The following is a 24,369-nucleotide window of genomic DNA, read 5'->3' as shown; positions in this document are numbered from 1 at the left end:
TGCGAGCCGCACGGCAATCGGCGTGAACCACTTGGTGGGCGAGGAGAGAAGGTGCGGGCGGCCGGCCGCACTCCCCCGCTCCGGCTGCCGCCGCGGCAACGTGCCGGCCGGACCACCCGGTCCCGACCGCGCTCCCCGGCCGGGCCCGCGCCCCGGCCCGCTCACCCTTGGCGCCTTGCCCCTCACGGGTGCGCCGCGGGCGGACGCGGACGCGGGCGAGTCCGGCTCTCGGACGAGCGGCCGGCTACCGCGAGTGCGGTAGCCGCGCGCCGCCTGCCGCATCCGGAGTACCGGGATGCCGCAGCGGAGGCAGTGGAAAGTGCCTGCTCCCGCCGGACGACCGGCAGGAGGGCCGGGGCCCATGCTCGAGGCACATCGGAAGTCGGACCGGCGACGGAGAAGGAGGAGAGCGGTATGAGTGCTTCAGCAGCGCTGATGGCGGCCGCCGAGGGCGGGATCATCGGGGACGGGCGGACAGGGGCCAACTTGGCTCTCGCGGCGGGGCTGCTCGGCCTGATCACCGGCGGACTGGCCCTGGCCCGTGCCGGCGGCCGGATCAGCACGGGCAGTGCGCGCTCCGGCGGGATGTCGGCCATCGCGCTGGGGATGGCCGGTACCGTCCTCGCGGTGCTGCACCTGGCCACCTCCAGCGGCGGTCCCGGCACCGGGAACGGGCTCGTCGGCGCCGTCGCGGCCGTCCCGCTGGGGCTGGGCGGTGTGCTCCTCGGCCGCCGGACGCTGACCCGCTTCCGCCGTGCCGGCGGGCCGGCGGAATGACCTCGTCCGATCCGGTGGGCCCGGCTTGAGGACCGTCCCGTAAAGGTTCTCCGGGGCTCCCGGCTTGATCACGGCGTGGCATGTGAGCGTGTGCGGCGCGGCCCCGGGAAGTGCTCCTCGTCGGCGTCGACGGCGCGTTGGCCGGCGCCGTGGACGACAGGCCGCACCGGCCGGGCCCGCGGCTCGGGGCCGGCCAGGACTCCCCTCCGTCCTCAGCCGTCCCCCAGCCGTGCTCAGCGACGAGCGGTACCGCCCGGGGTCTCCGCTCCCAGGAGCGCGAGCAGCCCGGACCTCTGCCCGACGTCCGCTCGCCGTAGTCGGAGGCCCTTGCGGCGGGCCGGCCTCACTTCAGGTGCCGGTCCAGGAACCGGCACCCGTCCTCCAGTTCGAACCACGGGGTGCCGGTGTGGCCGCCCGGATTGGCGTGCAGCGTCTTCTCCTTGCTGCCGAAGGCGTCGAACAGCTCCAGGGCCCGCTGCCGGGGGTTCCCCTCGTCGTCCCACTGCAGCAGGAACAGCAGCGGAATGGTGACCTGCCGGGCCTCCTCGCGCTGGGCCCGGGGCACGTAGCCCCCGGCGAAGAAGCCTGCGGCCGCGATGCGCGGCTCGACCACCGCCAGCCGGATGCCGAGGGCGGCCCACCCGCCGGAGTACCCGACGGGGCCGGAGATCCCGGGCAGTTCGAGGACGGCGTCCAGGGTGGTCCGCCATTCCGGGGCCGCGTTGTCGACCAGCGGGCCGATGAAGGACTCGAAGATCTCGTCGGCCGGCTCACCGGCCTGCATCGCCCGCCGGAAGTCCGCGCGGATCTGCTCTTCGGCGGCGGAACGGGGACGGTCACCGCACCCGGCGGCGTCGATGGTGGCCACCGCGTAGCCGTGCGCCGCGGTGTACCGGGCGCGGGCCACCAGCCGGGGGTCCGCCTTGGGCAGGCCGTTGTTGTGGGCCATCAGGACCAGCGGGACCGGTGCGGCGGATTCGGGCGTCCACAGGGTGCCGGGGATCTCCCCGAGAGTGAATGCGCGCTCCAGGATGCCGTCGTCGAGGCGCTTCTCAGAAGTGACATGCATGGTCGTGCCTTTCGGGCGTGCTCAGAGTCGGCGCTCCCGGACGACCCGTCGCCCGACCATGACCCCGGAGGGGAGCACCCATGCCGATACTGCGTTCACGGGTACCACCTCCTTGCTGTCTCGCACGGCCTCCCGGAACGTAGCAGTGGTCGCCGCGGTCCACCAGAGGGTTTTGACGAGGGCTCCCGCGACCGGATGCCGCCGCGTCAAAGCACTCCGCCGAGGCAGCCGGCGCCGGGCGGGACGTCGCTGCCGGCCCGCCGGCAAATGGGGGCCGCGCGGACTGCCCGGCCGGTGGTGACTCGGCCGGTTGCGACTCGGCGGCTGGTGACTCGGCGGGTGGTGTCGGCCGGCGCTCAGGAGGCGCCGGCGCGTACGGCGGTCACGGCCAGGGTGGTGTAGTTCATCGTGAAGCGTCCGCCCAGGGAGTCGACGGCGTCCCCGACCGCGTCCAGTATTCCGGCCAGTTGGTCCGGGCGGAGTTGGGTGAGGCCGCCGGTGGTGGGAAGCAGGTCCAGCCACTGGTCGCGCGTGTAGGACTGCTCCCAGTCGAATCGCCACTGCTCGGGATCGTCGAACTGCCCGGTCTCGCGGATCTTGTCGGCGAACTTCGCGTACGCCGCCCGGTAGAGGTCGAGCGGACGCCGGGCCGGCCCGCCGTTGAGCGGGGAATCGGGCGCCGCCCGCCGGTAGGCAGCGGCGAAGGGTTCGGCCACCTCGGCGGGCGGCTCGTACACGTGCCCGAAGATCGCCAGCCGTCCGCCCGGACGCAGCACTTGTGCCGCCTTCACGGGACCGGCGTCCGGATCCACCCAGTGCCACGACTGGGCGGCGATGACGGTGTCGAACGTCCGGCCGGCCGGATGCCAGGCTTCGAAGGACGCCACCTCGGCCTCCAGACCGCGGGCCCGCGCGAAGCCGGCCATCCGCGCATCGGGCTCCACGCCGAGCACGGCGCCGCCGGCGGCCTGGAACTGACGGGCCGCGATGCCGGTACCGCAGCCGACGTCGAGCACGTCGGTCCCCGGGCTGCCGGCGACGATCCGAGCCACCAGCGCGTCGGGATAGCCGGGCCGGGCCTGGTCGTAGCGCCGCGCGTCCACGCCGAACGACTCGGCCATTCGCCGGGCCTCGTGCGGCTCCGGCGGGGACGGCTGCGGCTGCTCTCGCGGTAGGGTGGGCATGCGCCCACCTTAATGGGCGCGTGCCCACTGGACAACGGAATGCCGTCAGGCCGACGTACCGAGAGGATCTGTGAGTGCCGACCGGGGTGCACCTTCGCGACCCGCGGCAGCAGTTGTTCGACGCCGCCGAACGCGTGCTGCTGCGGGACGGGCCGAACGGGCTGACCAGCCGGGCCGTCACCGACGAGGCGGGCTGCGCCAAGGGCGTTCTGCACCGGCATTTCAGTGACTTCGACGCCTTCCTCGCCGGCCTCGTGCTCGACCTGGCCGCACAGCTCGAAAGACAGGCCGGCGCGCTGCGCGATTCCGTCGGCACCGGCACGGTCGCCGGCAACCTCACAAGCGCGCTCACCACCCTGTTCGGGCCGGTTCCCTTGGCGATCATTCCGCTCATCACCTTCCGGGACGAGCTGCGCGCACGACTGCGGGAGGCGCGGCCCGGAGGCGGCATCACGGTCCTGGCGGAGGCCACGAGCGCGGTCTCCGCCTATCTGGCCGCCGAGCGCGAACTGGGCCGCGTCGCGGCCGGCGCCGACATCGACTCACTCACCCTCTCCCTGGTCGGGGGCGGGCACCTGCTGTTCGCAGACCGCGCCCCGGGCCCGCCGGCCACGGCAGCCGTCAGCCGGTTCGTGACAGCGGTGATCGCCGACGCCGTGCAACGGCGACCGGCCTAGAGCACTCCGCGTGTCCGCGGGCGACCGGTGCCGACAGGCGGGAGTCGGCCTGTTCACGAGGCCCGCCGCACCAACCGGTGGGCGGACCGCGCCCGGGCGAAGCGCGGGATGGGTGGCCCCGGGGCTGCCCGTGTCCGATGATCAGCGGATGCGCCCGCTGAGACACGGCTACACCAACCGCACCGTCGGCGACGGCGCTGTCGTGGAGAAGACCTACGAGGGCCCCGGAGCCGGACTCAGGCTCCGCCGTGAGCACGCGGTGCTGACCCGGCTGCGGGGCCGGCTGCCCGTGCCGCCGGTGCAGGGAACGACGGAGGCCGTGCTCACCCTTGGCTTCGTGAACGGTGTGCCCGGCCAGGAACTCCTGGCCGCCGGCCGGCCGGAAGCGGTCCTGGCGAGCTGCGGGGAGCTGCTGCGCCGGATCCACGGAACCGCACCGGGCGTGCTGCCGGACGACACGCCCGGTGCGGAGAAGGTGCTGGTGCACGGTGACTTCGGGCCCCAGAACGTGTTGCTCGAACCGCGCACCTTCGAGGTCACCGCAGTGGTCGACTGGGAGTTCGCCCACCTGGGCGACCCAGTCGAGGATCTGGCCTGGTGCGAGTGGATCGTGCGCACCCATCACCCCGAACACCGCACGGCGCTCGGCCACTTCTTCCGGGCCTACGGCGGGAAGGTGCCGCCCTGGCCGGTCCGCAGGGCGGCCATGCTGACCCGGTGCGAGACCCTGCGGCGCTTCTGCGACCGCTGGGAGCCGAACGGCCCGGGCGCGAGGTCGTGGCAGGGCCGCGCCGCGGCCACAGCGGACTGGCAGGAGTAACCCGGGCATCCGGGCCACCGGCTCCCGCAGGCCCCCAACCTGCGCGGCAGGAGTTCTGTGCGGCGCCTCCTCGCCCGGACCGCCGCGCCGCGAACGCCGCGAACGAAGGCTCCTCCCGGCGGAACGATGCGGCGGCCGCGCCCACGCCGCCCGGTCAGAGCTGACTGCCCCCGCCGGCCGGACCGACGAAAGCCGCCCGTTTCCCGTCTTTCACGGATCGCGGCAGGCGGCGGTGGTCAGTTGCGGATGACGAGCACCGCGCCCGCCGTCACCGCGGCGAGCAGCACGGCAGCGACCCCGGTCGGCAGCCGGTGGTTCCGCAGACCGGGCAGGAAGCGGTCGACGGCGAGCCTGCCCGGGCCGGTGAGGGCCACGGCTGCCGCACCGGCGGCGAGCAGGACTTCGTACTCCACGCCCTCAGGGGCGAAGAAGCCGCCGCCCCACTTGACGGCCAGGGCGTTGATCATCGTGCCGAGGACGGCGGCGCCCGCCAGTGGTGTGAGGAGGCCGAGGACCAGGCCGAGCCCTCCCAGCGTCTCGGTGAGCCCCGCGACGAGCGCCATGGTCCTGCCCGAGGGGTATCCGCTCAGCTCGAAGTACTGGCCGGTTCCCTCGAGCCCGCCACCGCCGAACCAGCCGAAGAGCTTCTGCGCGCCGTGCGCGGCCATGGTCAGTCCGAGCGCCAGTCGGAGCACCAGCAGGCCGGCGTCGGAGGCGGGTGAAGAGGACGCCGGGCCGGCGCTGGTGGCCGGGGTGTGCGCGAGAGGGGTGGTGGCAGTCATGCGGCAGTGCCCTTCCGTCGGCTAATAGATTGATCTTTCAAGTAAGTGGCCCCACGGTACCAGGTTGCGTGAATGTTCAAGCATTGTGCCGAGAGGTGGCGGAGAGGTGACGCGACGCGGGCCACCGGGCGTCGGGGCGGGGACGGATGGCCGGCGCGGCCACGGGGTCCGCCCATGGCCTGGAGGGGGCGCAGGCGCCGAACGGACCGCCAGGGGACCGCAGACTGCCCGCGACTCCGCGAGCGGGCCGCCGGGCCGCCGGCCGCGGGACCGGCCCTGGCACGATGAGTCACATGCCTGGTCCCCCACCGCGGTACTTTTCGCTGCCCGAGGAATTCCTCCTGCTCTCGCACCTGCAGTCCGGCAAGGTGCACGACATCGATCAGACGTCGGTCGGCTGCGCGGCCGCCGAACTCGGTGAGCTGGCCCTGCGCCGCAAGCTGCTGGTCCGGGCCCGCAAGTTCGAGAAGTTCGGCTTCGAGATCTTCCGGCATCAGGGACACATCCAGCTGCTCGACACCGAACCGACCGGTCTCGTGTGGGCCGACAGACTGCTGGCGGAGCTGGACCCGTCCGTTTCCGGGCCCGCACCCGTCTCCGTGTACCGATGGCTCCGGAAACGCCGCCGTGCGGCACTTCCCCTGCACCGGCAGACGCTGACCGAGCGCGGCGCGCTGCGCCGCAGGCCGGGTGCGCTGCTCAGGAGGGAACGCCACTACCCCGATCCCGTAGCACGCAACGCGCTGGTCAGCGATGTCCGTTCCGCGTACGCCGGGAACCCGCTCGACGAACACCTGCTGTTCCTGTGCGATCTCGTGGAAGGCGCCGACCTGGGAGGGGACCTCGGTGTCACGCTGCGCTGGCGGCAGCGGATGGACCGGGCCCGGGGCATCGGAGCGGTGGAGTCCGTACCCGAAGATCTGCGTGACACCAGTACGGTCCTCGGCTTCATGGTTCCCAGCCGCAGGGGGAAGGGGGGCCCCGGCCCCGGGGGCTGAGCGTCCACGACGATGCCGGCCGGCCCGGGCCACGGGCTGCCGCGAACCCGGACACAACGCGCCCGCGGCACCTCCGCCGCCCGGCGTGACGAGGGTGCCCCTTCCTCGCGAACGGTTCCGGCACGTCATTCGGTGAAGGGGGTTCGCGCCCGGCCCCGCCACTCAGGGGGTGACGGCGCCTTCGTACGGGTCGGCGTGCCCCCCTACCGCGGCGAGGACGCCGTCGCGGATCCGGCACCCCCTACCGCGGCGAGGACGCCGTCGCGGATCCGGCACCCCCTACCGCGGCGAGGACGCCGTCGCGGATCCGGCACTCGCGAGCTGTCCGGCACTCGCGAGGCCGGCTGTGATCGGCGGCTGCGGGCGTGAGCCTCCCCCCGCGGGCGACGGGCGGACACCGATCCCAGGACTTGTTGCGAAAGTGCGTGCGGCGACGGGCGGGGCGTAGTACCCCTGGACTGGATCCGTATCCGTTCTTCTGGAGTCGTCGATGGCTGTTCGCCGTGTCATGCCCATCATCCGGTCGGAGGCCGCGCGGGAGAACCGGGAGTTCTACGGTCTGCTGGGCTTCGAGGAAGTCATGAACCTCGGCTGGATCATGACGCTGGCCTCGCCGTCCAGTCCGACGGCGCAGGTCAGCGTCATGACCGACGACAAGACCGCCCCGGTCACCCCCGACATGAGCGTCGAGGTCGACGACGTGGAGGCGGTTTACGCGGCCGTGCGGGACAGCGGCGCGGAGATCGTTCACCCCCTGCAGGACGAGGAGTGGGGAGTACGGCGGTTCTTCGTCCGCGACCCCAACGGCCGCGTGGTCAACGTTCTGAGCCACCCCTGACCTTCACCCGGCGCACGGACGGCGCACCGCTCACAGCCACCCGCGGAGGAGTGCGACCCGCCCGGCCGCCCCGCGGCGGGCGGCGGTTCCGCATGCCCCGCAGCGACCGGGCGGTGGCGATCGAGCAGGGCTGACGGGCCGTCGGCCCCGCACGCCTGGGCCCCGGCTTCCATGGCGGCAGGGACGACCGCGCCGACGAGGCCGGGGCCATGAGCACCGAACGCGTGCAGACGAGGCGTACGCCCCCGAGCCAACCGGGCCGCGGCACCGGCCCCGGAGGCCGACGCCCTGGCGCGCGGCACCAGGGCGTCGGCCTCCGTTGCAGGACCAGCCCACCCCGACCAGCCCGCCCTCTGAGTGGCCCCGGCCGGCCGCGATGCAATGGCCGCCGCCGACGCCGGGCGGTGCTCACGGCGCCGTGCCGGTGCCCGCGGCGCCGACGCCGCCGTTCCAGAGGCGAGGCGCGCCTCACGCACCGGCGTCCGGCGCATTGACACCCCCTCAGCCCCGATCCTATTCTCCGTTCGAAGTTGTGAACTGCGTTCGATATAACGAACAATTTGCATACAGGTGAAGGGAGAGCTCCCGCCCACACCTCTGAGCGCTCAACCGGTCGGGCCATGTGCGAAATCTCGATCGCTTTGCGAGGCGCGCAGTGAACTCCGCCTGCCGATCCACCTGTTCGGTCCGGTGGGCCGCCCGGCCGCCCGGCGGTGCGGACCGCCGGACCGTCCCGGCCGACGCCTGCCCACGGCCGGGCCTTCCCCGCACGCTCCAGGAACACCCGCTCCCTCCCCCCACCGCATGCCCGGCCGACGCTCCGGCCGGCCGACGAAGGAGAATCCGCATGTCCTGGATCCACCGTCCGCACGGTCGCAGGAATGTCCTGACCACAGCGATGGGCCTGGCGGTGGCGGGAGCGGTCCCCGCGGCCCATGCCTCCTCGGGCCCGGCCCACCCGGCCGCTCCCGCCGCGGCGCAGTCGTCCGGTGACGCGCTCGCGGACTACACCAATCCCGTGATCTGGCAGGACTTCGCGGACATCGACATCATCCGGGTCGGCGACACGTACTACTACTCGGCGTCGACGATGCACTACTCCCCCGGAGCACCGATCCTGCGCTCCTACGACCTGGTGAACTGGGAGTTCGCCGGTCACTCCGTGCCGGTCCTGGACTTCGGGACGAAGTACGACCTGAACGGCGGGCGCGGCTACGTCCGGGGGATCTGGGCGTCCTCCCTCGCCTACCGGGAGAGCAACAGCACTTTCTACTGGCTGGGCCAGATCGACTTCGCCCGCACGTACCTCTACACGGCCGCCTCCGTCGAAGGCCCGTGGAGCAGGCACGCGACGCTCGACAGCGTCTACTACGACGCCGGACTGCTGATCGACGACGACGACACGGTGTACGTGGCCTACGGCAACACCGAGATCAATGTCGCGCAGCTCTCCGCCGACGCCCGCAGCGAGGTCCGCTCGCAGCGGGTGTTCAGCACCCCCGCGAGCGTCGGGACGCTGGAAGGCGCCCGCTTCTACAAGATCAACGGCAACTACTACATCTTCCTCACCCGGCCCGCCAACGGGCAGTACATCCTCAAGTCGGCCTCGGGCCCGTTCGGTCCGTACGCGCTGCACGAGATCCTGCTCGACCTGCCCGGCCCGATCGCCGGCGGCGGGGTCCCGCACCAGGGCGGACTCGTGGACACCCCGAACGGCGACTGGCACTACCTGGCCTTCATCGACGCCTATCCCGGCGGCCGGGTCCCGGCGCTGGCGCCGGTCACCTGGAACCAGGAGGGCTGGCCGGTCCTGCAACTCGCGGGCGGCGCCTGGGGGCAGAGCTACCCGGTCCCGGCGGTCCCCGAGCCACCCCGGCAGGTCGAGCCCCTCATCGGCGTCGACACCTTCCCGGGCCCCGCGCTGGGCCCGCAGTGGGAGTGGAACCACAACCCGGACACCAGCAAGTTCTCGGTCGGTGACGGACTCACCCTGCGGACCGCGACCACGACGTACGACCTGTACTCCGCCCGCAACACCCTGACCCACCGCATCCAGGGGCCCACCTCGACCGCGACCATCGAACTCGACTACTCCGCGATGGCCGACGGCGACCGGGCGGGCCTGGCGCTCCTGCGCGACTCCTCGGCCTGGATCGGCGTCAAGCGCGACGGGGGCGGCACGCGCGTGGTGATGATCGACAACATCACCATGGACAGCGACTGGAACACCGTCAGCACCGGCGGTGAAGTGGCCGGTACGGCGGTCTCCGGCGGGCGCGTGTGGCTGCGGGCCCGAGCCGACATCCGGCCCGGTGACGGCCGCCAGGCGCGCTTCTCCTACAGCACGGACGGCAGCAGCTTCACCGACCTCGGCCCCGCCTTCACGCTCAAGAACGACTGGCACTTCTTCATGGGCTACCGGTTCGGCATCTTCAACTACGCCACCCGGGCGCTCGGGGGCGCCGTCACCGTCGGACGGTTCGAGCTGTCCACACCCTGACCCGGCGGGCAGGGGAAGCCGGCAACCAGCGGAAGGACGACACCGGTAGGGTGCCCCGTTGTGGACACGGGGGCGGAAAACGAGATGGTCGCGGTGCCGCCCGGACGGGTGATGCTGTCGGACCGGCGAACGCAGAGCCACTGGCCGGTCGAGGTCGCGCCGTTTCAGTTGTCGGCGTTCCCGGTCACGCAGTCCTGGTACGCACAGGTCACGGGTGAGCGGCCGAGCAGTGCCGAAGGCGACCGGCTGCCCGTTGAGGGCGTTTCGTGGTGGGACGCGGTCTCGTTCTGCAACGCGCTGTCCCGGCACGAGGGGCTGACGCCCGCCTATCACCTGCGCCCCGGTGCCGGGACGGCCGGATGGGACACCTCCGCCGACGGGTACCGGCTGCCCGCCGAGGCCGAATGGGAGCACGCCTGCCGCGCGGGCACCACCGGCCCCCGGTACGGCCGGCTCGACGAGGTCGCCTGGTACAGGGGCAACTCGGACGAGCGGATCCACCCTGTCGGCGGCAAGCGGCCCAACGCGTGGGGGCTGTACGACATGCTGGGCAACGCGTGGGACTGGTGCTGGGACGTCTACGACGCCGAGGTGTACGGCGCCTATCGGGTGCTCCGTGGCGGCGGCTGGGCCGACGAGCACTGGAGTTGTCGCGCCTCGGTGCGGCGCCGCAGCCATCCGACCTTCCGGATCGAGGACGTGGGATTCCGCATCGCCCGCTCGGCACCGCTGCCGCGGCCGTGACAGCCACTGCCCCACCGGCCTTGTCCGCGGGCCTGCCGCGTAGAGCGACTGGGAACTCGTGAGCCGGCTGGAGTCCGGCCCGGGGGCGGTGGCGAAGCGGTACGAGCCGGAAAGGCAGCGGAATCCCCCGGGGCACAGCGATGCCCCGCACCACCCGCCCCGACCCGTCGACGGGTTCGGTGACGACCGCACCACCGCCGGCGCTGCGGGGCCGTCTCCCCGTCCGGCGGTGCCACCCCGGCCCGGCGGTGCCACCGCGACCCGGCGGTGCCACCGCTGGGCGAGGCCACGCGGTAACCCGGTGCGGCGAGTTGTCGTTCACCGGCCATGACACCCCCCAGTACCGGAAGCCTTGCCGTGGACCGTCGCGCCGGTGAGGCGCACCGCCTTGCCGAGGCGGTGGCACTGGCCTCGAGTCCGCCCGTGCCCGCCGCTGCCGCGGGCCTCGCCGTGAGCTGGCACCTCACATGGCCCAGCCCCGCGGGACTGGTGTGGGGGCTGACCGCGGCGGTGTGCGCGGCGCTCGGCGTGCTCGTCGTGGCGTACGGCGTGTGGCACGGCTGGTGGGCCGACATCCACCTGAGCCGCCACAGCCAGCGCCCGCTGCCGCTGGCGTGCGCCACCGTGGCCGCGGCGGTCGTCTGGCTCGCCTGCCGGGAGTTCGGCGCGCCGCGTGAGCTGCTGGCCGCCGCCGTCATGGCCCCGGCGGGCGGGGCGGCCGTGCTGGTGTGCACCTGTTTCGGCAAGGTCTCGCTCCACACCAGCGCGGCTTCGGGCAGCGTCACCCTGGTGGCCCTGCTGGTCGATCCGTGGTGCGCCGCCCTGTTCCCGCTGGTCGCCGCCGTGGCCTGGGCCCGGCTGCGGACCGGTGCCCACACGCCCGGGCAGGCGGTGGCGGGCGCGCTGCTGGGGACGGGGCTCACCCTCGGCGTGGTCCCGCCGCTGCTGTGAGGCCCCGCCTGCCCCGCCTGCCCCGGCCGCCCTCGGCTACCTGCGGGCCTCCGCCCGCATCGGCAGCGGCCCGGTGTCCAGGAAGATCCGCGCGTGCGGGCGCACCCGGTGGCCGGGGACGGAGCGCAGACGCCAGCGGGAGGCGATGGCCGCGAGCATGGTCAGGCTGTGCGTGACGGCCTGGTTGTCGCCGATGCACTTGCGGTGGCCGGTGCCGAACGGGATGTACGCGCCCCTGGGCAGGCTCCGGGCCCGTTCCGGGAGCCAGCGGTCCGGGTCGAAACGGTCGGGGTCACGGTGCAGCGCCGGGTGCCGGTGGAGGGCGTACTTGGAGAAGGCCACCTCCGCCCCCTCGGGGAGTTCCACATCCCCGAGCCGCACCGGCTCCAGGGCGCGGCGGGCGAGCAGCCACACCGGCGGGTACAGGCGGAGCACCTCGAAGAGCACCTGCCTGGCGTACGTCAGGCGAGGCAGGTCCTCGGCCTCCACCGGGCGGCGGCCGTGGCCGAGCACCGTGTCGAGTTCGCCGTGCAGCCGCTGTTCGGCCTCGGGGTGGCGGGCCAGCTCGTGGAAGACCCACGGCAGCAGGTTCCCGGCGGCGTGCGTACCGGTGACGAGGGCGACGACCACTTCCCGGCCGATCTGTTCGGGGCTGAGGACCTCCCCGGTGTCGTCGTAGCGGGTGCGGCCCAGGAAGGACACCAGGCAGTCGTCCCCCCCGCCGGCGGCGTCCTCGGCCAGCGCCGACGCGACCAGCGAGTGCAGCCGGGTCAGCGACCGGGCGAAGCCGTGACTGCCGGGGACGCGGTCCGTCCAGCGGGGCGCGACGGCGCGCCAGTACATGGCCCGCTCCAGATGCGCCACCAGCCCGGCGCCGACCGCCGCCGCGCGCTCGGGGCAGCCGAAGACGGCGTACGAACTGGCCGCGCACGCCATCTCCAGCAGCTCCCGGTCCACCCGCAGGACGCGGCCGTCCCGCCAGCGGGCCGCCGTCGCGCGCTCGGCGACGGCCCGTACGGCCGTCACCTGGCCGGCGATCCGGCTCGGGTGGAAGCCCGGCTGGAGGGTCCGCCGGTGGCGGCGGTGGGAGTCGTAGTGGCCGAGGCCCGGGAAGCGGATGTCCATCAGCAGGCTGGTCCCGACCTGCGGCACGGCACTGTCCGAGAGCCGCCCCTTGCGGAAGGCACGGGCGTCCGTCACCAGCAGGCGGTGGACCAGTTCGGGCGTGGTGACCATGTACGACGGCGCCGGGCCGGTGAAGAAGCGGACGACCGGGCCCAGTGCGTTGAGCGAGGTGACGAACCGCAGTGGCTGCCGCCAGAGTTGCAGGCCGTGTCCGATCAGCGGCACGGCTCCGGGAGCGGTCGGCACGGTTGTCGTCGTCATCCGGCCCTTCTTTCGGGGGAGTTGAAGCACAGAAGCAGTCACGTGGTGTGCCCGGGACGATACCCTCCGTCGCGTGGGACGAAAGACGCAGGCACCCGGCGGGACCGGCGAGGACGGCGCGTGCGGTGAGATTGGCGCGTGCGGCCGGGCCCGTGAGGCGGACGTGATCGTCGTGGGTTCCGGCTTCGGCGGCAGCGTCGCGGCGCTGCGGCTGTCGGAGAAGGGTTACCGGGTCACCGTCCTGGAGGCCGGACGCCGGTTCCGCGACGAGGATTTCGCCACGTCGGCCCTGGACGTCCGGCGGGTGCTGTGGGCGCCGCGTCTCGGCTGCCGGGGCATCCTGCGGCTCCGCGTGCGGCACCGGACGGTCGTCCTCTCCGGCATCGGAGTGGGCGGCGGATCGCTGGCCTACGCAGGAGTGCACTACCGGCCGCCCGACGAGGCGTTCGCCGCGCCCGGCTGGGACCCGTCCGTCGACTGGGCCGCCGAACTCGCCCCGTACTACGACCTGGCCGAGCACATGCTCGGCAGCACCCCCGCCCCCGCGGCGACCCCGGCCGACGCCGCCCTGCTGAGCGCCGCCGAACGCCTCGGCGCGGGCCGGACCCACCACCCCACCCGCGTCGGGATCCACCTCGGCCCGGCCGGCGTGCCGTCGCCGGACCCGTACTTCGGCGGCCGGGGGCCCGCACGGACGGGCTGCACCGGTTGCGCCCGGTGCACCAGCGGCTGCCGCGCCGGAGCGAAGAACACCCTGCCGAAGAACTACCTCCACCTCGCCGAACGCACCGGCCGCGGCGCCCGGATCCTGCCCTCGACCACGGTGACGGGGCTGCGCCCCGCACCCGACGGCCGCGGCTGGTACGTCGACACCGCTCGGGGGCGCACCTTCGCCGCCGCGCAGGTCGTGCTGTCCGCCGGCGCCTGGGGCACGGCCGAACTGCTGCACCGCTGCCGGGCGTCCGGCGCCCTGCCCCGGCTGTCGGCCGCGCTCGGCACCCGGACGTGCACCAACCGCGAGGTGCTGCTGGGTGTCACCGGGAGCGAGGCCGGCCGGGGAGCCGCCATCAGCTCGGCGGTACGGCCCGACGACACCACGCTCGTCCAGCTGTGCCGGGTACGGGACCTGGGCCGCCGCACGGCCGTGCTGTTCGCCATGGAGCGCCGCGAGTCCACCCTCACCAGCGCCCTGGACCGGCGGGGCCGCCTGGTCCTCCGCGCCGGGACGGGCCCCGCGGAGCCCACCCGCCTCCCGGCCGCGGAGGCCGTGGCGCGGGCCTTCGCCCAGGCCGTGCGGGGCCGCTGGGCGCCGCTCCCGCTGGGGTTCACCGCTCATCTGATGGGCGGCTGCCCGCTGGGCACCGACCCCCGGACGAGCGTCGCCGACCCGGCGCACCGGGTCCACGGCCACCCGACGCTGCACATCGCCGACGCCTCGGTCGTCCCGGCCAACCTGGGTATCAACCCCTCCCTCACCATCACCGCCATGGCCGAACGCGCCTTCGCCGCCTGGCCCCCGGCAGGCAGCCGGTGATCCGTCCCCTGCTGGCCGGCATCGGGGCCACGCCCGCCTTCACCCGCCTCGCACCGCACGTCCTGCCCCGGTGCGACCTGGCCTTCCACCGCCTCACCGGGGGCCGCTGGACACCCAGCCGCCTCGTCCTGCCCGTCCTGGTGCTCACCACCACCGGCCGCCGCACCGGCCGGCCGCGCACCACCCCGGTGTGCGCGTACCACGACGAGGCGGCCGGCAGCTGGCTCGTCATCGGCTCGAACTTCGGACGGCCCGAACATCCCGCCTGGAGCGGCAACCTGCTGCACACACCCCGCGCGCTGGCCGCCTGGCAGGGCCGCCCGCCCGTCGCCGTCACCGCCCGCCTCCTCACGCCCGGCGAGCAGGAGGCCGAGCGCGGGCACATCCTGCGCGCGCTTCCCGTGTACGACCACTACGCGGCCCGTGCCGGGAGCCGGGGCATCCGCGTCTTCCGGCTCACACGGCCGGAGAGCCCGTACGCCCGGGATAGCACACGTCGTACGGCTCCCCGGCCCGCTGTTCGCTGCCGCGGGCGGTCACCGTCGGACAGCTGACGTTCCGGCAGCTGCGTCACGGCTCGTACGGCGGGACGGCCCGGCCCGCGGTCCGCGGTTCTGCCTGCGTGGGCGGGCCCGGGCGGCGTGCCGCGTCAGCCTGCTGTCCACGTCAGCTGCTGTCCACGTCAGCCTGCCGTGCCGCGTACGTCCTTGCGGGTCGGACTGACCTGATGACCGTATCGTCGCCGCGCGAACGCCGTTGTTGTGGGCATGGATCACGTGGGGAAACGCAGGGCGGAGCGCGCGCGGGCCCGATGGCGCTGGGGGCGGTTCTGGGCGCTGATGGTGCCGGCCGCGGCCGTCGCCGGCGGTGTGGTCGCCGGGATGGCGTCGGGGGCGCTGGCCGCGTCGGTCGCCGCCTCCGGCGAGGCCTTCAAGGTGTCCGGGGACCGGCTGACCGGCAGCGGTTTCATGGCTGTGCCCGGGGTGAACGCGGAGCCCGCGAGCGGCGCGAAGCGCCCGGTGGTCGTCGTGACGGCGCGTGAGGCCGAACTGTCCGACGTCTGTGTGAGTGTGCTGGTGAAGACCCCGGTGGGACCGGTGACGGTGCGGATCACCGCCGGGCAGGACGAGCCGGTGCGCGCGACCGGCCTCGTCGTGGACAGCGACCAGCTGAAGGGAGACATCCGCTTCACGGACGTACTCGCCCGGGCCACCGGCGGATCCGTGGGGACCGACGGACCCCCGGGCGCCCGCGCGGACGGCACGGACGGTACGGACGGCGGGCCCGGCGGTTTCCTCGCGAGGACCACCCGCGTCACCGTGCACCACCCGCGCTTCACCGGCTGGCAGGGAACGGCCGGTTCGTTTCATCTGTCCGACATGAGCATGTCGCTGAAGCCGGGAGCCCGCGAATGCTTCTGACCGCCGCGACCGTGCCCGCCCTCCGGCGGCGGCTGAGCTGTTGGCGCCGGCGGCGGCCGGTGCTCGCCGCGCTTCTGGTCGCCGCCGGCGGTGCCGAGATGATGGTCCTGCCGTTCCTGGGGACCCCCACCGCGATCCTGCAACCGGGGGTCGCGGAGGCCGCCGGCCTCGGCGTCAGCCTGCCGCTGCTGCTGATCGGCGTGGTGCTGCTGCGGTTCCCGCAGCTCCACTCGATCGCCGGTGTCGCCGCGGTCTCGCTCGCCGTCCTCGCCCTGCTGACGTGCAACATCGGCGGACTGCTGCTCGGCACCGGACTGGGCGTGGTCGGAGGCTGCCTCGCCTTCGCCTGGCTTCCGCCCCGCTCACCGGCCGACACCACCACCGATCTCACCGCCGACACCACCACCGGCACCACGACCGGCACCACCGCTGATCCGACCACCGGCACCACCGTCCCGCCCCCGCGCCGGGAGCCCCGTCCCGCCGCCACCTCCGAAGCCGCCGCACCGGGCTCCCGCTGAACGGGACCCCGCCGAACAGAAAGGGAGACCCCGTGCGCGCTGTCCTCTCCCGGGCCGCCATCGACGACCCCGCCCTGCGCGCCGCCTACCTGGCGTGCGGCCGCGCGGTCCGGGCCGCCGACCCGGCCGACTACGCCCTCATGCGGCTGATGCCGCCCGAGGTGCGACCGGCGTGCTGGGCCCTGCGGGCCGCCACCGGCTCTCACGTCGCCGCCCCCACCCTCGCCGCCCCCGCCGGTGCCTCCCCCGGCGGCGACTCCCCCGGCGGCAGGGCGGGCACCGGCACCGATCCGGCCACCGACCCCGTGCGCACCGCGCTCGCCGACTGCGTCCGCCGATGGAACCTGAACCCGCAGGAGCTGCACCCGCCGCCGGACTCGGCCGACGGCCACGGGCACGGTCCCGCCACCTGGCAGCAGTGGCGGACATGCGCCCGGCAGCGCCGGCGGCTCCTGTGGCTGGAACAGGTCCTGCTCGTGCTCAGCCGGCACGGCGTACCCGTCTACGGATGGCTGCTGCGCCAGGAGAACTTCGAGTCCGGGCTTCATCTCACCGACGCCCTCGCGTACCTGTCCGACGACATCACCCGCGGTCGTCTCACCCTTCCGGCCGAAGTCCTCGACGCCTTCCCCACAGCCGCCCCGGCCCTGCTCGAACGCCGGTGGACTCCGGCCGTCCACGCCCTGGTCGCCCATCTCGCCGGGCAGGCCCGCCGCTGGCTGCGCCGCCCCCCGCTCGCGCACCCGGGCCTGGCCGTGCTCCTGCGGACCACCACCCGGCTCTGTCTCGCCCGGCTCGACGCCGTCGAGGCGGCCGGACCCGCCCTGCTGCACCACACACCCCGGCCCGCGCTTCCCGTCCGCCTGCGCATCGTCACCCCCGCGCAGGCGCTCGCCGTCGCCGCCTGGCGGATCGCCCCCCTGACCGCGCCCCCGGCCGTACGCGGGCCCCGCCCGTCCGCAGCCGCCGCGCTGATCCCCGCGCAGGCCCGGCACGACCGCACCGGTGTCCCGGCGCCGAGGCCACCGCTTCCCCACCACACCGGTGTGCGTCCGCCCCGCCTCCCCGCCGGACGCATGCCGCGCCACGTCGCCGTCATCATGGACGGCAACGGCCGCTGGGCCACCCGCCGCGGCCTTCCCCGCTCCGAGGGCCACCGGGTCGGCGCCCAGAAGGCGCTGCGCGACGTCGTCCACGGCGCGCTCGAGATCGGCCTGCCCCATCTGACCGTCTACGCCTTCTCGACCGAGAACTGGAAACGGGACCTTCAGGAGATCGCCTTCCTGCTGCACACCATCCGCGAAGACCTGAACGGCGAAGCAGGTGCCAAGGAATGGGCGTCCTACGGCGTGCGCCTGCGCTGGGCCGGCGACAGCGAGGGACTTCCCACCGATGTCGTGGAGGACCTCGCGCGCGGAGAACGCGCCACACGCCACTGCACCCGCCTCACCCTCACCACCTGCGTCAACTACGGCGGACGCGCCGAACTCACCCGTGCCGCCGCCCGCCTCGCCCGCGCCGCCCGGGACGGCGACATCGACGCCGACCGCATCGGCACGGGCGAGTTCACCCGCCATCTCTCCCTGCCCGACTTACCGGACGTCGACCTGCTCTGGCGCACCGGCGGGGAACAGCGCACCTCCAACTTCCTGCCCTGGCACGCCACGTACGCCGAGCTGCACTTCACCGACACCCACTGGCCCGACGTCGACCGCCGGGACCTGTGGCGGGCCGTCACCGAGTACGGCCGGCGGCAGCGCCGCTACGGCGCGGTCGTCAGCAACGCCCAGCCGTCATGAACCCCGGCCGTGCCGCGCCCGGTTGCACGGCACGGCAGCCGCGGTGCCGGCCCGTCGTGTCCGGCACGGCACGGGCTCCCCGGCTCGTGGCAGGAGCCCCCGTACGGGACGGAGAAGGAGTTGTTCGGCGCGGCCGGATCACCTGCTGAACAACTCCGGCGGTGTTGTAGTCGTCAAGGTCACATTCCTGGTGCCACCGCGGGCGGCACCGCCGCGCCGACGGAGCGGACGACCCCGGCGGGGTGACCGCCGGGCCGCGCACACGGGGGATCACCTGATGAAGCGACACACCGCGATCGTCGCGGCCCTCCTCGGTCTCGTCACCGCGTGCGGCCCGGACACCGGGCCGGCCGGGCGCGTCGTCGACAAACACTCCGTCTACACGGGCGTCGGCCGACTGCACACCCTGACCGTACGCACGGCCGACGGTGAGCACACGAAGGTGAAGGTCTCCCGGCTCGACCACCGCCGCTGCCACCGCGGCTCCGCCTACCCGGCCTGCACCCGGGACTGACCCCGCGGACCGGCCGACGAGCCCCGCGCGGTCCGGCTGCCGGGCGCGGCGTGACGAAGCCACGGCCAGGGTATGTGCCCCGGCACCGTAGCTTCGACGGCACTGGTCCGTGTAGCGTCGACGTCAGCAGTCATGGTTCCGAAGTACCGCCCGTGAACGCGAGTTCGCGGGCAGCTTGCTGTTCAGAGTCTCTGAGGACCAGGACGACCACCTCCGGATCCCGCACGGTGCGGGAACCGACTTCGAGTCCCCTTGGAGGACACATGGCCAGCGGAACCGTCAAGTGGTTCAACGCGGAAAAGGGCTTCGGCTTCATCGAGCAGGACGGCGGCGGCCCCGACGTCTTCGCCCACTACTCGAACATCAACGCCTCCGGCTTCCGTGAACTGCAGGAAGGCCAGAAGGTGAACTTCGACATCACCCAGGGCCAGAAGGGCCCGCAGGCGGAGAACATCACCCCCGCCTGAGCCGCGGTTCCGATGCCCGCCCCGGTTCTGCCGGGGCGGGCATCGTGCGTCAGTACGAGATGCCGGATGCCGGCCCGGGATCCGGGCCGCTCGGGCGGACCGGCCTCGATGCGCTTGCGCAGCGCCTCGGCCGCCGCCGAGCCGCCGGGAAAAGTCGTGGGCGACCTCCAGCGGCCCCGAAACTGCGCAGGGAACGGCCTGTGTGTTCTCACACCATGTGCCTGGTCCCCGCGACCGGCTCATGTCCCCGCGGCCGGCTCGCGGTCACGCGCACCGCCCGGTGCCGCGGCGAAGGACGTGCCGTGGTGCGCAGCGTGCCCGGAGCGGCCTACGCTGGCCGCCATGCCGCCCCGGGTGCCGATCAGCGACGCGTTGCGTTCCGTACTGGGCACCCCCACGCCGGCCGCACTCCTGGACAGCAGCCCGCGCTCACGGGTCTGGGAGGCCCGGCTGCGCGGTGGCGAACGGGTGATCGTCAAACAGATCACCGGCCGGGGCGGAAGCGGCGCCGACGGGGACGCGCGTTACGCCCGGGAGGTCGCCGCGCTGCGGCTCGCCGCGCGGGCGACCCGGCCGGCCGTCGCGCCCACGCTGCTCGGAACGGACCCGGCATCCCGCGTGATGGTCCTGGAACACCTGGAGGACGTGGGCGCGGCCGACGACTGGATGCCCGGCTACGCCGAGTCCCTCGCCCGGCTGCACGCGCTCACCGGTCCGGCCGACGCGGGCACGCTGCCCGCCTGGTCCGGTCCCCGGGCCGCCGACGCCGAGTCCTTCACCGCCCTCGCCCGGGCACTCGACGTCCCCGTCGCACCCGCGGTGCCGAACGAACTCGCCGGCCTGATCGACCGGCTCGGTCCCACGCGTCATCACGCGTTGCTGCACGGCGACCCCTGCCCCGGGAACGACCTGCACACCCCCGACGGCGTCCGCTTCGTCGACTTCGAGCAGGCCTCACTGGGCAACGGCCTGGTCGAACTCGCCTACGTCCGCATCGGGTTCCCGACCTGCTGGTGCGCGATGTCGGTCACGGCCGCGCCGCTCGCGGAAGCCGAGGACGTCTACCGCGCCACCTGGCGCAACCTCACCGGCACCGATGTCCCCGGCGACCTCGCCGACGCCTGCGCGGGGTGGCTGATCCGTGGCGACGCGCTCGTCGAGCGCGCCCACCGCGAATCGGCCGACCACCTCGCACGGGTGCCGGCGGAAGACTTCCGGTGGGGCCGCGTCTCCGCGCGCGAGCGCCTCGTCCACCGGCTCGGCGTGGTCGCCGGCCTCACCCGCGACCACGACCGGCTGCGCGCACTCGGCCGCCTCAGCGCGGCCCTGGCCGCACGGCTGCTGGAACGCTGGCCCGCGCTGCGGCCCCTGCCGGCGCACGACACACGGCCGTGAACCCGACGCTGTGCGATCAACGAGCGCGGCCGTTCCGCGCGACATCCCCGATGTGATCGGCGGCATTCGCGCGGTGTTCCTCGACCCCGCACGGCGGGCACGCGCGATCGCGCTCCGGTCGGCCGGTGCCACCGCGGGGGCCGCTTGCCGCGGTCGTCGACATCGCGCTCATCGCTGCCGCGCGGGACGCGTTCGCCTCGGCGACGACTCCCGCGAGCGCCGGGGTGCAGGCGCGTACGCAGCCGCGACTCCGCGACACGGCCGGGGCTCCGGGCGGAGCCCGCCGATCGGAGCAGCCCCGGGGACGGCCGGGAGCCGGACCGGGCAGGATGGCGCACCATGGACCACAGGGGTCGGCACAGTCCCCTGCGGGTGCGCCGGAGCGGGCGCCGAGGGGGAGGAGCAATGGTGGGCGGATCTTCATGGCGGGCTGCGGTCGCGGAGATGCGGGAGGCGGTGCGTGCCCTGCTGTCCGTTCTGGAGCCGGAGCAGGTACGCGAGCTGCGCGCGGGTCCCGGCCGGCTGGACGCGCCCGGGCTGCGGGAGTGGACGTATCTGCCGGGTCCGCGCCCGGGGCTGTCCACCGAGGGCCTCGGCGTCCGGCAGCGCGAGGCCGTCGATGCCCTGCTGGCCGCGGCGCACAGCGCACCGGGGGCGGAGCTGGCGCGCGGGGCGATCGAGGTGGAGCGGTACCGCCGCGCCAGGGCCGGCGCCACGGGAGCCGACCGCTACTGGGTGCGGCTGCTGGGCGACCCCGACGGCGACGGCCCGTGGGGCTGGCGGATGAACGGCCACCACCTGGCCGTACACGTCGTGATCACGGCCGCGGGGATGCGGGTGACGCCGCACTTCGTCGGTGCGGAGCCCGCGCGGCTCCCGGACGGTCCGCAGGCCGGCCGGCGGTTGCTGGGGGCGGAGGAGGACTCGGCGCGGACCCTGGTCACGGACCTCGACGCCGGCCGGCGGGCCAAGGCGCTCTTCTCCGCCGCGCCGCCGGACGACATCCTCACCCGCACCGACCCGTTCGCCGACCCGGACCTGCTGCCCGCGGGTCTGCCCCACGGTGACATGACACCCGGGCAGCAGCGGTCGCTGGAGAGCCTGGTACGCCGCTACTTCGACCGCGCGCCCGCGGCGTACGCCGAGGAGTGCTGGTCCGACACCGTGGCCGGCGGGCTGCACGCCCTCTCCTTCTCCTGGGCCGGCGGCCTCGCGCCCGGAGACCGGCACTACTACTGCGTCCGCGCCCCGGACTTCCTCATCGAGTACGACAACACCCAGGACGACGGCAACCACGCCCACTCGGTCTGGCGGCACGTCCGCCACGACTGGGGCGCCGACCTGCTGCGCGCGCACTACACGGACGAGCACGGGTAGCCGCGGCGCGGCCGGTTCCGTGCCCGGGGCTGTCGGCCGGGGGCCTCGGTGTGCCGCCGGAGTGCCGCGCTCCCGGCCGCCGTGCCCCGGCCGCCGCGCGGCCGGTGGTGCCTGGCCGGTGGTGCGCGGCCGGTGGTGCGCGCCGGCGGCGAAGCGCCCGCAGCCGGTGCGTCCCCTCGTCACCGTCACCCATAGGATCTGCCCTGCTATCGGGCTCCGGGGAAAGGCAGTTGCGCCATGCACGGCGGAGGAGGCACACGGGGGCGGGTGTGCCGCGCGCTGGCGCTCGCCGCGTCGGCTGTTCTGGTGGCCGGATGCGGCGACGACCGAGGCGATCCGCCTCCGCGTCCGACCGCCGGGCCCGCGCCGGAAAGTTGTGTGACCCCCGCCGGGGGTCTGGTGGCCGACCTCGACGCCGACGGCACGGCCGACCGTGTCTCCCCGCCCTCCCTGACCGGTGCCGGCCTGACCATCACCTTCGGGGCCGAGGACGGGCGGGAGACGAAGGCAGGGCCCCGGGACCTGGCCGGGGACGACGGTGAGGACGCGCACCACGTGCTGGCCGTCGTGGCCGACTTCGACCAGGACGGCTGGAACGACCTCTTCATCACCGCCGTCGACGCGCCCGCCGGGGACGACCCGTTGCAGCCGGACGTCTCCGAACTGCGGCTCGGCCCGTTCTCGGCGCGTGGACGCGGACAGAGCGATCACGGGGTGGAACTGACCGAGCCGCGTGCCGTCACCGTCGCCGACCACAATCACGACCGCTTCCCGGACCTCGCCGTCTACGGCCACGAGGGCGACGGCGTCTACTCGACCACGGCCCGCCTCGGCAGCGGCGAGGGCCTCGACGCGGGACTCGACGACCGGAACCGGCAGTACACGAAGGTGGCCGAACGCACCGGCCGGAGAACCCCCGAGTCCATGCCCGAGGCGGACCCGACGGCGTTCCACCCGGCCTGCGACGACGACACCGGGTGAAGGGCGCGCCCCGAAGCCCGAGGCCCGGCGAGGCTCCGTACCCCTCCCCCGACGCGGCCTCCGACCGCCCCCAGCCGCGTCCCCTGTGCGGCGCTTCGGGCATCAGCCGGAGGCCGCCGGCACCGGACCGGCAAGTCCCTCCTGCCCCGACGCCGTTGACCGCGGCGGCCTGCCGCGACGCTGCCCCAGGCCGTCAGCGGGCTCTGCTCCGCCCGCGTGCAGGCGTGCGTGCAGGCAGGCCAGAGCCTCGGCGTCGGGCCCCGGCCGCAGCGGCAGTACCGGCCCCCGGCCCTTCGACCGGCGCGCCCGCGCTCACGAGGCGCACCTCCCCCGTGACCGCACCGGCCCTGCCCGTCGGCCCGCCGGATCCCGGGCAGGGGGCCCCGGAGAGACATAGGCTGGTGCTCGTCTCCCGGCACCGGGCGACCGGGACGGACGGGAAGTGACGATGCCCCAGCAGAAACGACGGGACGGCAACGAGCCGGCCGACGCGCAGCGCGCGCACTGGGAGCAGACGTACACCACCCATCCGGTCATGTACGGGGAGGACCCCTCCGACGCGGCCCGGTACGCCGTCGACGCCTTCCGGGCCGTCGGCGCCACCCGCGTGCTGGAACTGGGCGCCGGGCACGGGCGCGACGCACTGTATTTCGCCCGGCGCGGTTTCACCGTCCGCGCCTTCGATTTCAGCGAAAGCGGGCTGGAGCAGCTGCGGGAGGCCGCCGGGCGCCTGGGCGTCGCCGAGCGGGTGACCACCGCCGTGCACGACGTGCGGGACCCGCTGCCGCTGCCGGACGACTCGGTCGACGCGGTCTTCGCGCACATGCTGCTGTGCATGGCGCTCTCCACGCGGGAGATCCACGCCCTGACCGGCGAGATCCGCCGCGTCCTGCGCCCCGGCGGCCGCCTGGTCCACACGGTCCGGCACACCGGCGACGCCCACTACAACGCGGGCACCGCCCATGGCGACGGCATCTTCGAGCACGGGGGCTTCGCGGTGCACTTCTTCGACCGCGCCCTCGTCGACTCCCTGGCCGCGGGGTGGTTCCTCGACGAGGTGTACGCGTTCGAGGAGGGTGACCTGCCCCGCCGCCTGTGGCGAATCACGCAGACCCTTCCGCCCCGGTCCGACGGCTGATCAGCAGCCGGGCGGCGCGGCGGCCCGCAGTCGCTCGATCACCAGCTCCAGCCCTGCCGTGAAGGCCGCGACCTGCTCCCGCGGCATGCCCGTGAACAGACCGGCAGCCATCTCGTCACGGCCGGAGCGCAGTGCCGCGGTCAGCGACCGCCCCCTGCCGGTGAGGGACACCAGCAGCGCGCGCCGGTCCGTGGGGTGGGGCTCGCGCCGGACCAGCCCGTCCCCTTCCAGGGCGTCCAGCAGGCCGGTCACATTGCGCGGTGTGACGCCCAGCCGGGTGGCGAGTGCGCGCTGCGTCATCGGCCCGCCGTGCGAGAGCGCCCACAACAGGCCCGCGCGGGCCCGGCTGACGCCACGCTCGGCCATGCCGCGCTCCATCAGCGCCCCGAGCGTCTCGGCGAGTTCGAACATCCGGTCCAGCGCGTGGCCGGCGGGCGACTGCTCCCCCGGGGTATCGTGAAGTGACTTCACTGTGTAGGACCTCCACACATCATGA

Annotated in this window: 24 protein-coding genes; 19 read left to right on the top strand and 5 right to left on the bottom strand. The window is 74.2% G+C overall.

All coding sequences use genetic code 11. The features are described 5' to 3' along the window. Positions 1-414: 414 nt before the first annotated feature. The gene (locus GCU69_RS13635; protein ID WP_170315845.1) at positions 415-777 is read left to right on the top strand and encodes a DUF6223 family protein; all 363 of its coding nucleotides are present in this window, start codon (positions 415-417) and stop codon (positions 775-777) included. 343 nt (positions 778-1,120) lie between these two features. Here GCU69_RS13635 and GCU69_RS13630 read toward each other — a convergent pair whose 3' ends face one another. Continuing rightward, a complete protein-coding gene (locus tag GCU69_RS13630) occupies positions 1,121-1,846 on the bottom strand; it encodes a dienelactone hydrolase family protein (protein WP_156206203.1) in 726 nt (241 codons plus the stop codon). Positions 1,847-2,202: 356 nt separating this feature from the next. Then, complete coding sequence (locus tag GCU69_RS13625) at positions 2,203-3,030, bottom strand: class I SAM-dependent methyltransferase (RefSeq protein ID WP_156206202.1); 828 nt, start codon at positions 3,028-3,030, stop codon at positions 2,203-2,205. A 74-nt stretch (positions 3,031-3,104) separates the two neighbouring features. On the opposite strand from GCU69_RS13625, the gene GCU69_RS13620 reads away from it, so the two are divergent. Together GCU69_RS13620 and GCU69_RS13615 are read left to right on the top strand one after the other, a co-directional pair. Beyond that, positions 3,105-3,707: a TetR/AcrR family transcriptional regulator gene (locus tag GCU69_RS13620; RefSeq protein ID WP_156206201.1), complete on the top strand. Its 603-nt coding sequence runs from the start codon at positions 3,105-3,107 to the stop codon at positions 3,705-3,707. A 148-nt stretch (positions 3,708-3,855) separates the two neighbouring features. After that, positions 3,856-4,527 (top strand): phosphotransferase family protein, encoded by a 672-nt coding sequence (locus tag GCU69_RS13615; protein ID WP_156206200.1) that lies wholly within the window; start codon positions 3,856-3,858, stop codon positions 4,525-4,527. 236 nt (positions 4,528-4,763) lie between these two features. On the opposite strand, the gene GCU69_RS13610 is transcribed toward GCU69_RS13615, so the two are convergent. Beyond that, positions 4,764-5,309: a DoxX family protein gene (locus GCU69_RS13610; protein ID WP_156206199.1), complete on the bottom strand. Its 546-nt coding sequence runs from the start codon at positions 5,307-5,309 to the stop codon at positions 4,764-4,766. 293 nt (positions 5,310-5,602) lie between these two features. On the opposite strand from GCU69_RS13610, the gene GCU69_RS13605 reads away from it, so the two are divergent. The 5 genes from GCU69_RS13605 (at position 5,603) to GCU69_RS13585 (ending at position 11,340) form a co-directional block, all read left to right on the top strand. Next, complete coding sequence (locus GCU69_RS13605; protein WP_235978453.1) at positions 5,603-6,307, top strand: GOLPH3/VPS74 family protein; 705 nt, start codon at positions 5,603-5,605, stop codon at positions 6,305-6,307. 490 nt (positions 6,308-6,797) lie between these two features. Continuing rightward, positions 6,798-7,145: a VOC family protein gene (locus GCU69_RS13600; RefSeq protein ID WP_098753173.1), complete on the top strand. Its 348-nt coding sequence runs from the start codon at positions 6,798-6,800 to the stop codon at positions 7,143-7,145. Positions 7,146-7,992: 847 nt separating this feature from the next. After that, the gene (locus tag GCU69_RS13595) at positions 7,993-9,645 is read left to right on the top strand and encodes a glycoside hydrolase family 43 protein (RefSeq protein ID WP_098753172.1); all 1,653 of its coding nucleotides are present in this window, start codon (positions 7,993-7,995) and stop codon (positions 9,643-9,645) included. Positions 9,646-9,729: 84 nt separating this feature from the next. Then, a complete protein-coding gene (locus GCU69_RS13590; RefSeq protein ID WP_156206237.1) occupies positions 9,730-10,389 on the top strand; it encodes a formylglycine-generating enzyme family protein in 660 nt (219 codons plus the stop codon). A gap of 423 nt (positions 10,390-10,812) precedes the next feature. Continuing rightward, positions 10,813-11,340 (top strand): phosphatase PAP2 family protein, encoded by a 528-nt coding sequence (locus GCU69_RS13585; protein WP_170315844.1) that lies wholly within the window; start codon positions 10,813-10,815, stop codon positions 11,338-11,340. Between the two features lie 36 nt (positions 11,341-11,376). Here the strand turns inward: GCU69_RS13585 and GCU69_RS13580 are convergent, their stop codons facing one another. After that, on the bottom strand, positions 11,377-12,726 hold the full coding sequence (locus GCU69_RS13580; RefSeq protein WP_156206198.1) for a cytochrome P450: 1,350 nt from the start codon (positions 12,724-12,726) through the stop codon (positions 11,377-11,379). A 73-nt stretch (positions 12,727-12,799) separates the two neighbouring features. Between GCU69_RS13580 and GCU69_RS13575 the strand changes: the two genes are divergently transcribed. From GCU69_RS13575 to GCU69_RS13525, 11 genes are all read left to right on the top strand, one after another. Beyond that, positions 12,800-14,260, top strand: coding sequence for a GMC oxidoreductase (locus GCU69_RS13575; protein WP_156206197.1), 1,461 nt, complete (start codon positions 12,800-12,802; stop codon positions 14,258-14,260). Continuing rightward, complete coding sequence (locus tag GCU69_RS13570) at positions 14,257-14,814, top strand: nitroreductase family deazaflavin-dependent oxidoreductase (protein ID WP_156206196.1); 558 nt, start codon at positions 14,257-14,259, stop codon at positions 14,812-14,814. Before GCU69_RS13575 ends, GCU69_RS13570 begins: the two co-directional genes overlap by 4 nt. Positions 14,815-15,036: 222 nt before the next feature. Beyond that, positions 15,037-15,681, top strand: a complete 645-nt coding sequence (locus tag GCU69_RS13565) for a DUF6230 family protein (protein ID WP_143671179.1) — start codon at positions 15,037-15,039, stop codon at positions 15,679-15,681. Further along, positions 15,672-16,202, top strand: coding sequence for a DUF6114 domain-containing protein (locus GCU69_RS34370; RefSeq protein ID WP_156206195.1), 531 nt, complete (start codon positions 15,672-15,674; stop codon positions 16,200-16,202). The genes GCU69_RS13565 and GCU69_RS34370 overlap by 10 nt, the downstream gene beginning before the upstream one ends. Before the next feature lie 32 nt (positions 16,203-16,234). Beyond that, positions 16,235-18,001, top strand: coding sequence for a polyprenyl diphosphate synthase (gene uppS / locus GCU69_RS13555; protein ID WP_156206194.1), 1,767 nt, complete (start codon positions 16,235-16,237; stop codon positions 17,999-18,001). A gap of 277 nt (positions 18,002-18,278) precedes the next feature. Then, positions 18,279-18,515, top strand: coding sequence for a hypothetical protein (locus GCU69_RS13550; RefSeq protein WP_156206193.1), 237 nt, complete (start codon positions 18,279-18,281; stop codon positions 18,513-18,515). A 263-nt stretch (positions 18,516-18,778) separates the two neighbouring features. Continuing rightward, a complete protein-coding gene (locus GCU69_RS13545) occupies positions 18,779-18,982 on the top strand; it encodes a cold-shock protein (protein WP_098750155.1) in 204 nt (67 codons plus the stop codon). A gap of 342 nt (positions 18,983-19,324) precedes the next feature. Further along, a complete protein-coding gene (locus GCU69_RS13540; RefSeq protein WP_156206192.1) occupies positions 19,325-20,377 on the top strand; it encodes a phosphotransferase family protein in 1,053 nt (350 codons plus the stop codon). Positions 20,378-20,782: 405 nt separating this feature from the next. Beyond that, complete coding sequence (locus GCU69_RS13535) at positions 20,783-21,754, top strand: DUF3500 domain-containing protein (RefSeq protein WP_170315842.1); 972 nt, start codon at positions 20,783-20,785, stop codon at positions 21,752-21,754. 378 nt (positions 21,755-22,132) lie between these two features. Beyond that, on the top strand, positions 22,133-22,735 hold the full coding sequence (locus tag GCU69_RS13530; protein ID WP_098750158.1) for a hypothetical protein: 603 nt from the start codon (positions 22,133-22,135) through the stop codon (positions 22,733-22,735). Between the two features lie 448 nt (positions 22,736-23,183). Next, a complete protein-coding gene (locus tag GCU69_RS13525) occupies positions 23,184-23,873 on the top strand; it encodes a class I SAM-dependent methyltransferase (protein WP_098750168.1) in 690 nt (229 codons plus the stop codon). On the opposite strand, the gene GCU69_RS13520 is transcribed toward GCU69_RS13525, so the two are convergent. Beyond that, positions 23,874-24,344, bottom strand: coding sequence for a MarR family winged helix-turn-helix transcriptional regulator (locus GCU69_RS13520; protein ID WP_306474011.1), 471 nt, complete (start codon positions 24,342-24,344; stop codon positions 23,874-23,876). Positions 24,345-24,369: the final 25 nt, after the last annotated feature.

Source organism: Streptomyces lycii (assembly GCF_009735685.1).
GTDB lineage: Bacteria > Actinomycetota > Actinomycetes > Streptomycetales > Streptomycetaceae > Streptomyces > Streptomyces lycii.
Note: the sequence above shows the minus strand (reverse complement) of the source record. Positions and strands in the feature narration are given on the sequence as shown.

What these genes read in the sequence shown, in the direction of transcription:
- GCU69_RS13580 (WP_156206198.1), bottom strand. Translation starts at nt 12,726, where the DNA reads ATGACGACGACAACCGTGCCGACCGCTCCCGGAGCCGTGCCGCTGATC.
- GCU69_RS13625 (WP_156206202.1), bottom strand. Translation starts at nt 3,030, where the DNA reads ATGCCCACCCTACCGCGAGAGCAGCCGCAGCCGTCCCCGCCGGAGCCG.
- GCU69_RS13535 (WP_170315842.1), top strand. Translation starts at nt 20,783, where the DNA reads ATGGTGGGCGGATCTTCATGGCGGGCTGCGGTCGCGGAGATGCGGGAG.
- GCU69_RS13605 (WP_235978453.1), top strand. Translation starts at nt 5,603, where the DNA reads ATGCCTGGTCCCCCACCGCGGTACTTTTCGCTGCCCGAGGAATTCCTC.
- GCU69_RS13525 (WP_098750168.1), top strand. Translation starts at nt 23,184, where the DNA reads ATGCCCCAGCAGAAACGACGGGACGGCAACGAGCCGGCCGACGCGCAG.
- GCU69_RS13615 (WP_156206200.1), top strand. Translation starts at nt 3,856, where the DNA reads ATGCGCCCGCTGAGACACGGCTACACCAACCGCACCGTCGGCGACGGC.
- GCU69_RS34370 (WP_156206195.1), top strand. Translation starts at nt 15,672, where the DNA reads ATGCTTCTGACCGCCGCGACCGTGCCCGCCCTCCGGCGGCGGCTGAGC.
- GCU69_RS13550 (WP_156206193.1), top strand. Translation starts at nt 18,279, where the DNA reads ATGAAGCGACACACCGCGATCGTCGCGGCCCTCCTCGGTCTCGTCACC.
- GCU69_RS13630 (WP_156206203.1), bottom strand. Translation starts at nt 1,846, where the DNA reads ATGCATGTCACTTCTGAGAAGCGCCTCGACGACGGCATCCTGGAGCGC.
- GCU69_RS13635 (WP_170315845.1), top strand. Translation starts at nt 415, where the DNA reads ATGAGTGCTTCAGCAGCGCTGATGGCGGCCGCCGAGGGCGGGATCATC.
- GCU69_RS13610 (WP_156206199.1), bottom strand. Translation starts at nt 5,309, where the DNA reads ATGACTGCCACCACCCCTCTCGCGCACACCCCGGCCACCAGCGCCGGC.
- GCU69_RS13590 (WP_156206237.1), top strand. Translation starts at nt 9,730, where the DNA reads ATGGTCGCGGTGCCGCCCGGACGGGTGATGCTGTCGGACCGGCGAACG.
- GCU69_RS13545 (WP_098750155.1), top strand. Translation starts at nt 18,779, where the DNA reads ATGGCCAGCGGAACCGTCAAGTGGTTCAACGCGGAAAAGGGCTTCGGC.
- GCU69_RS13540 (WP_156206192.1), top strand. Translation starts at nt 19,325, where the DNA reads ATGCCGCCCCGGGTGCCGATCAGCGACGCGTTGCGTTCCGTACTGGGC.
- GCU69_RS13600 (WP_098753173.1), top strand. Translation starts at nt 6,798, where the DNA reads ATGGCTGTTCGCCGTGTCATGCCCATCATCCGGTCGGAGGCCGCGCGG.
- GCU69_RS13595 (WP_098753172.1), top strand. Translation starts at nt 7,993, where the DNA reads ATGTCCTGGATCCACCGTCCGCACGGTCGCAGGAATGTCCTGACCACA.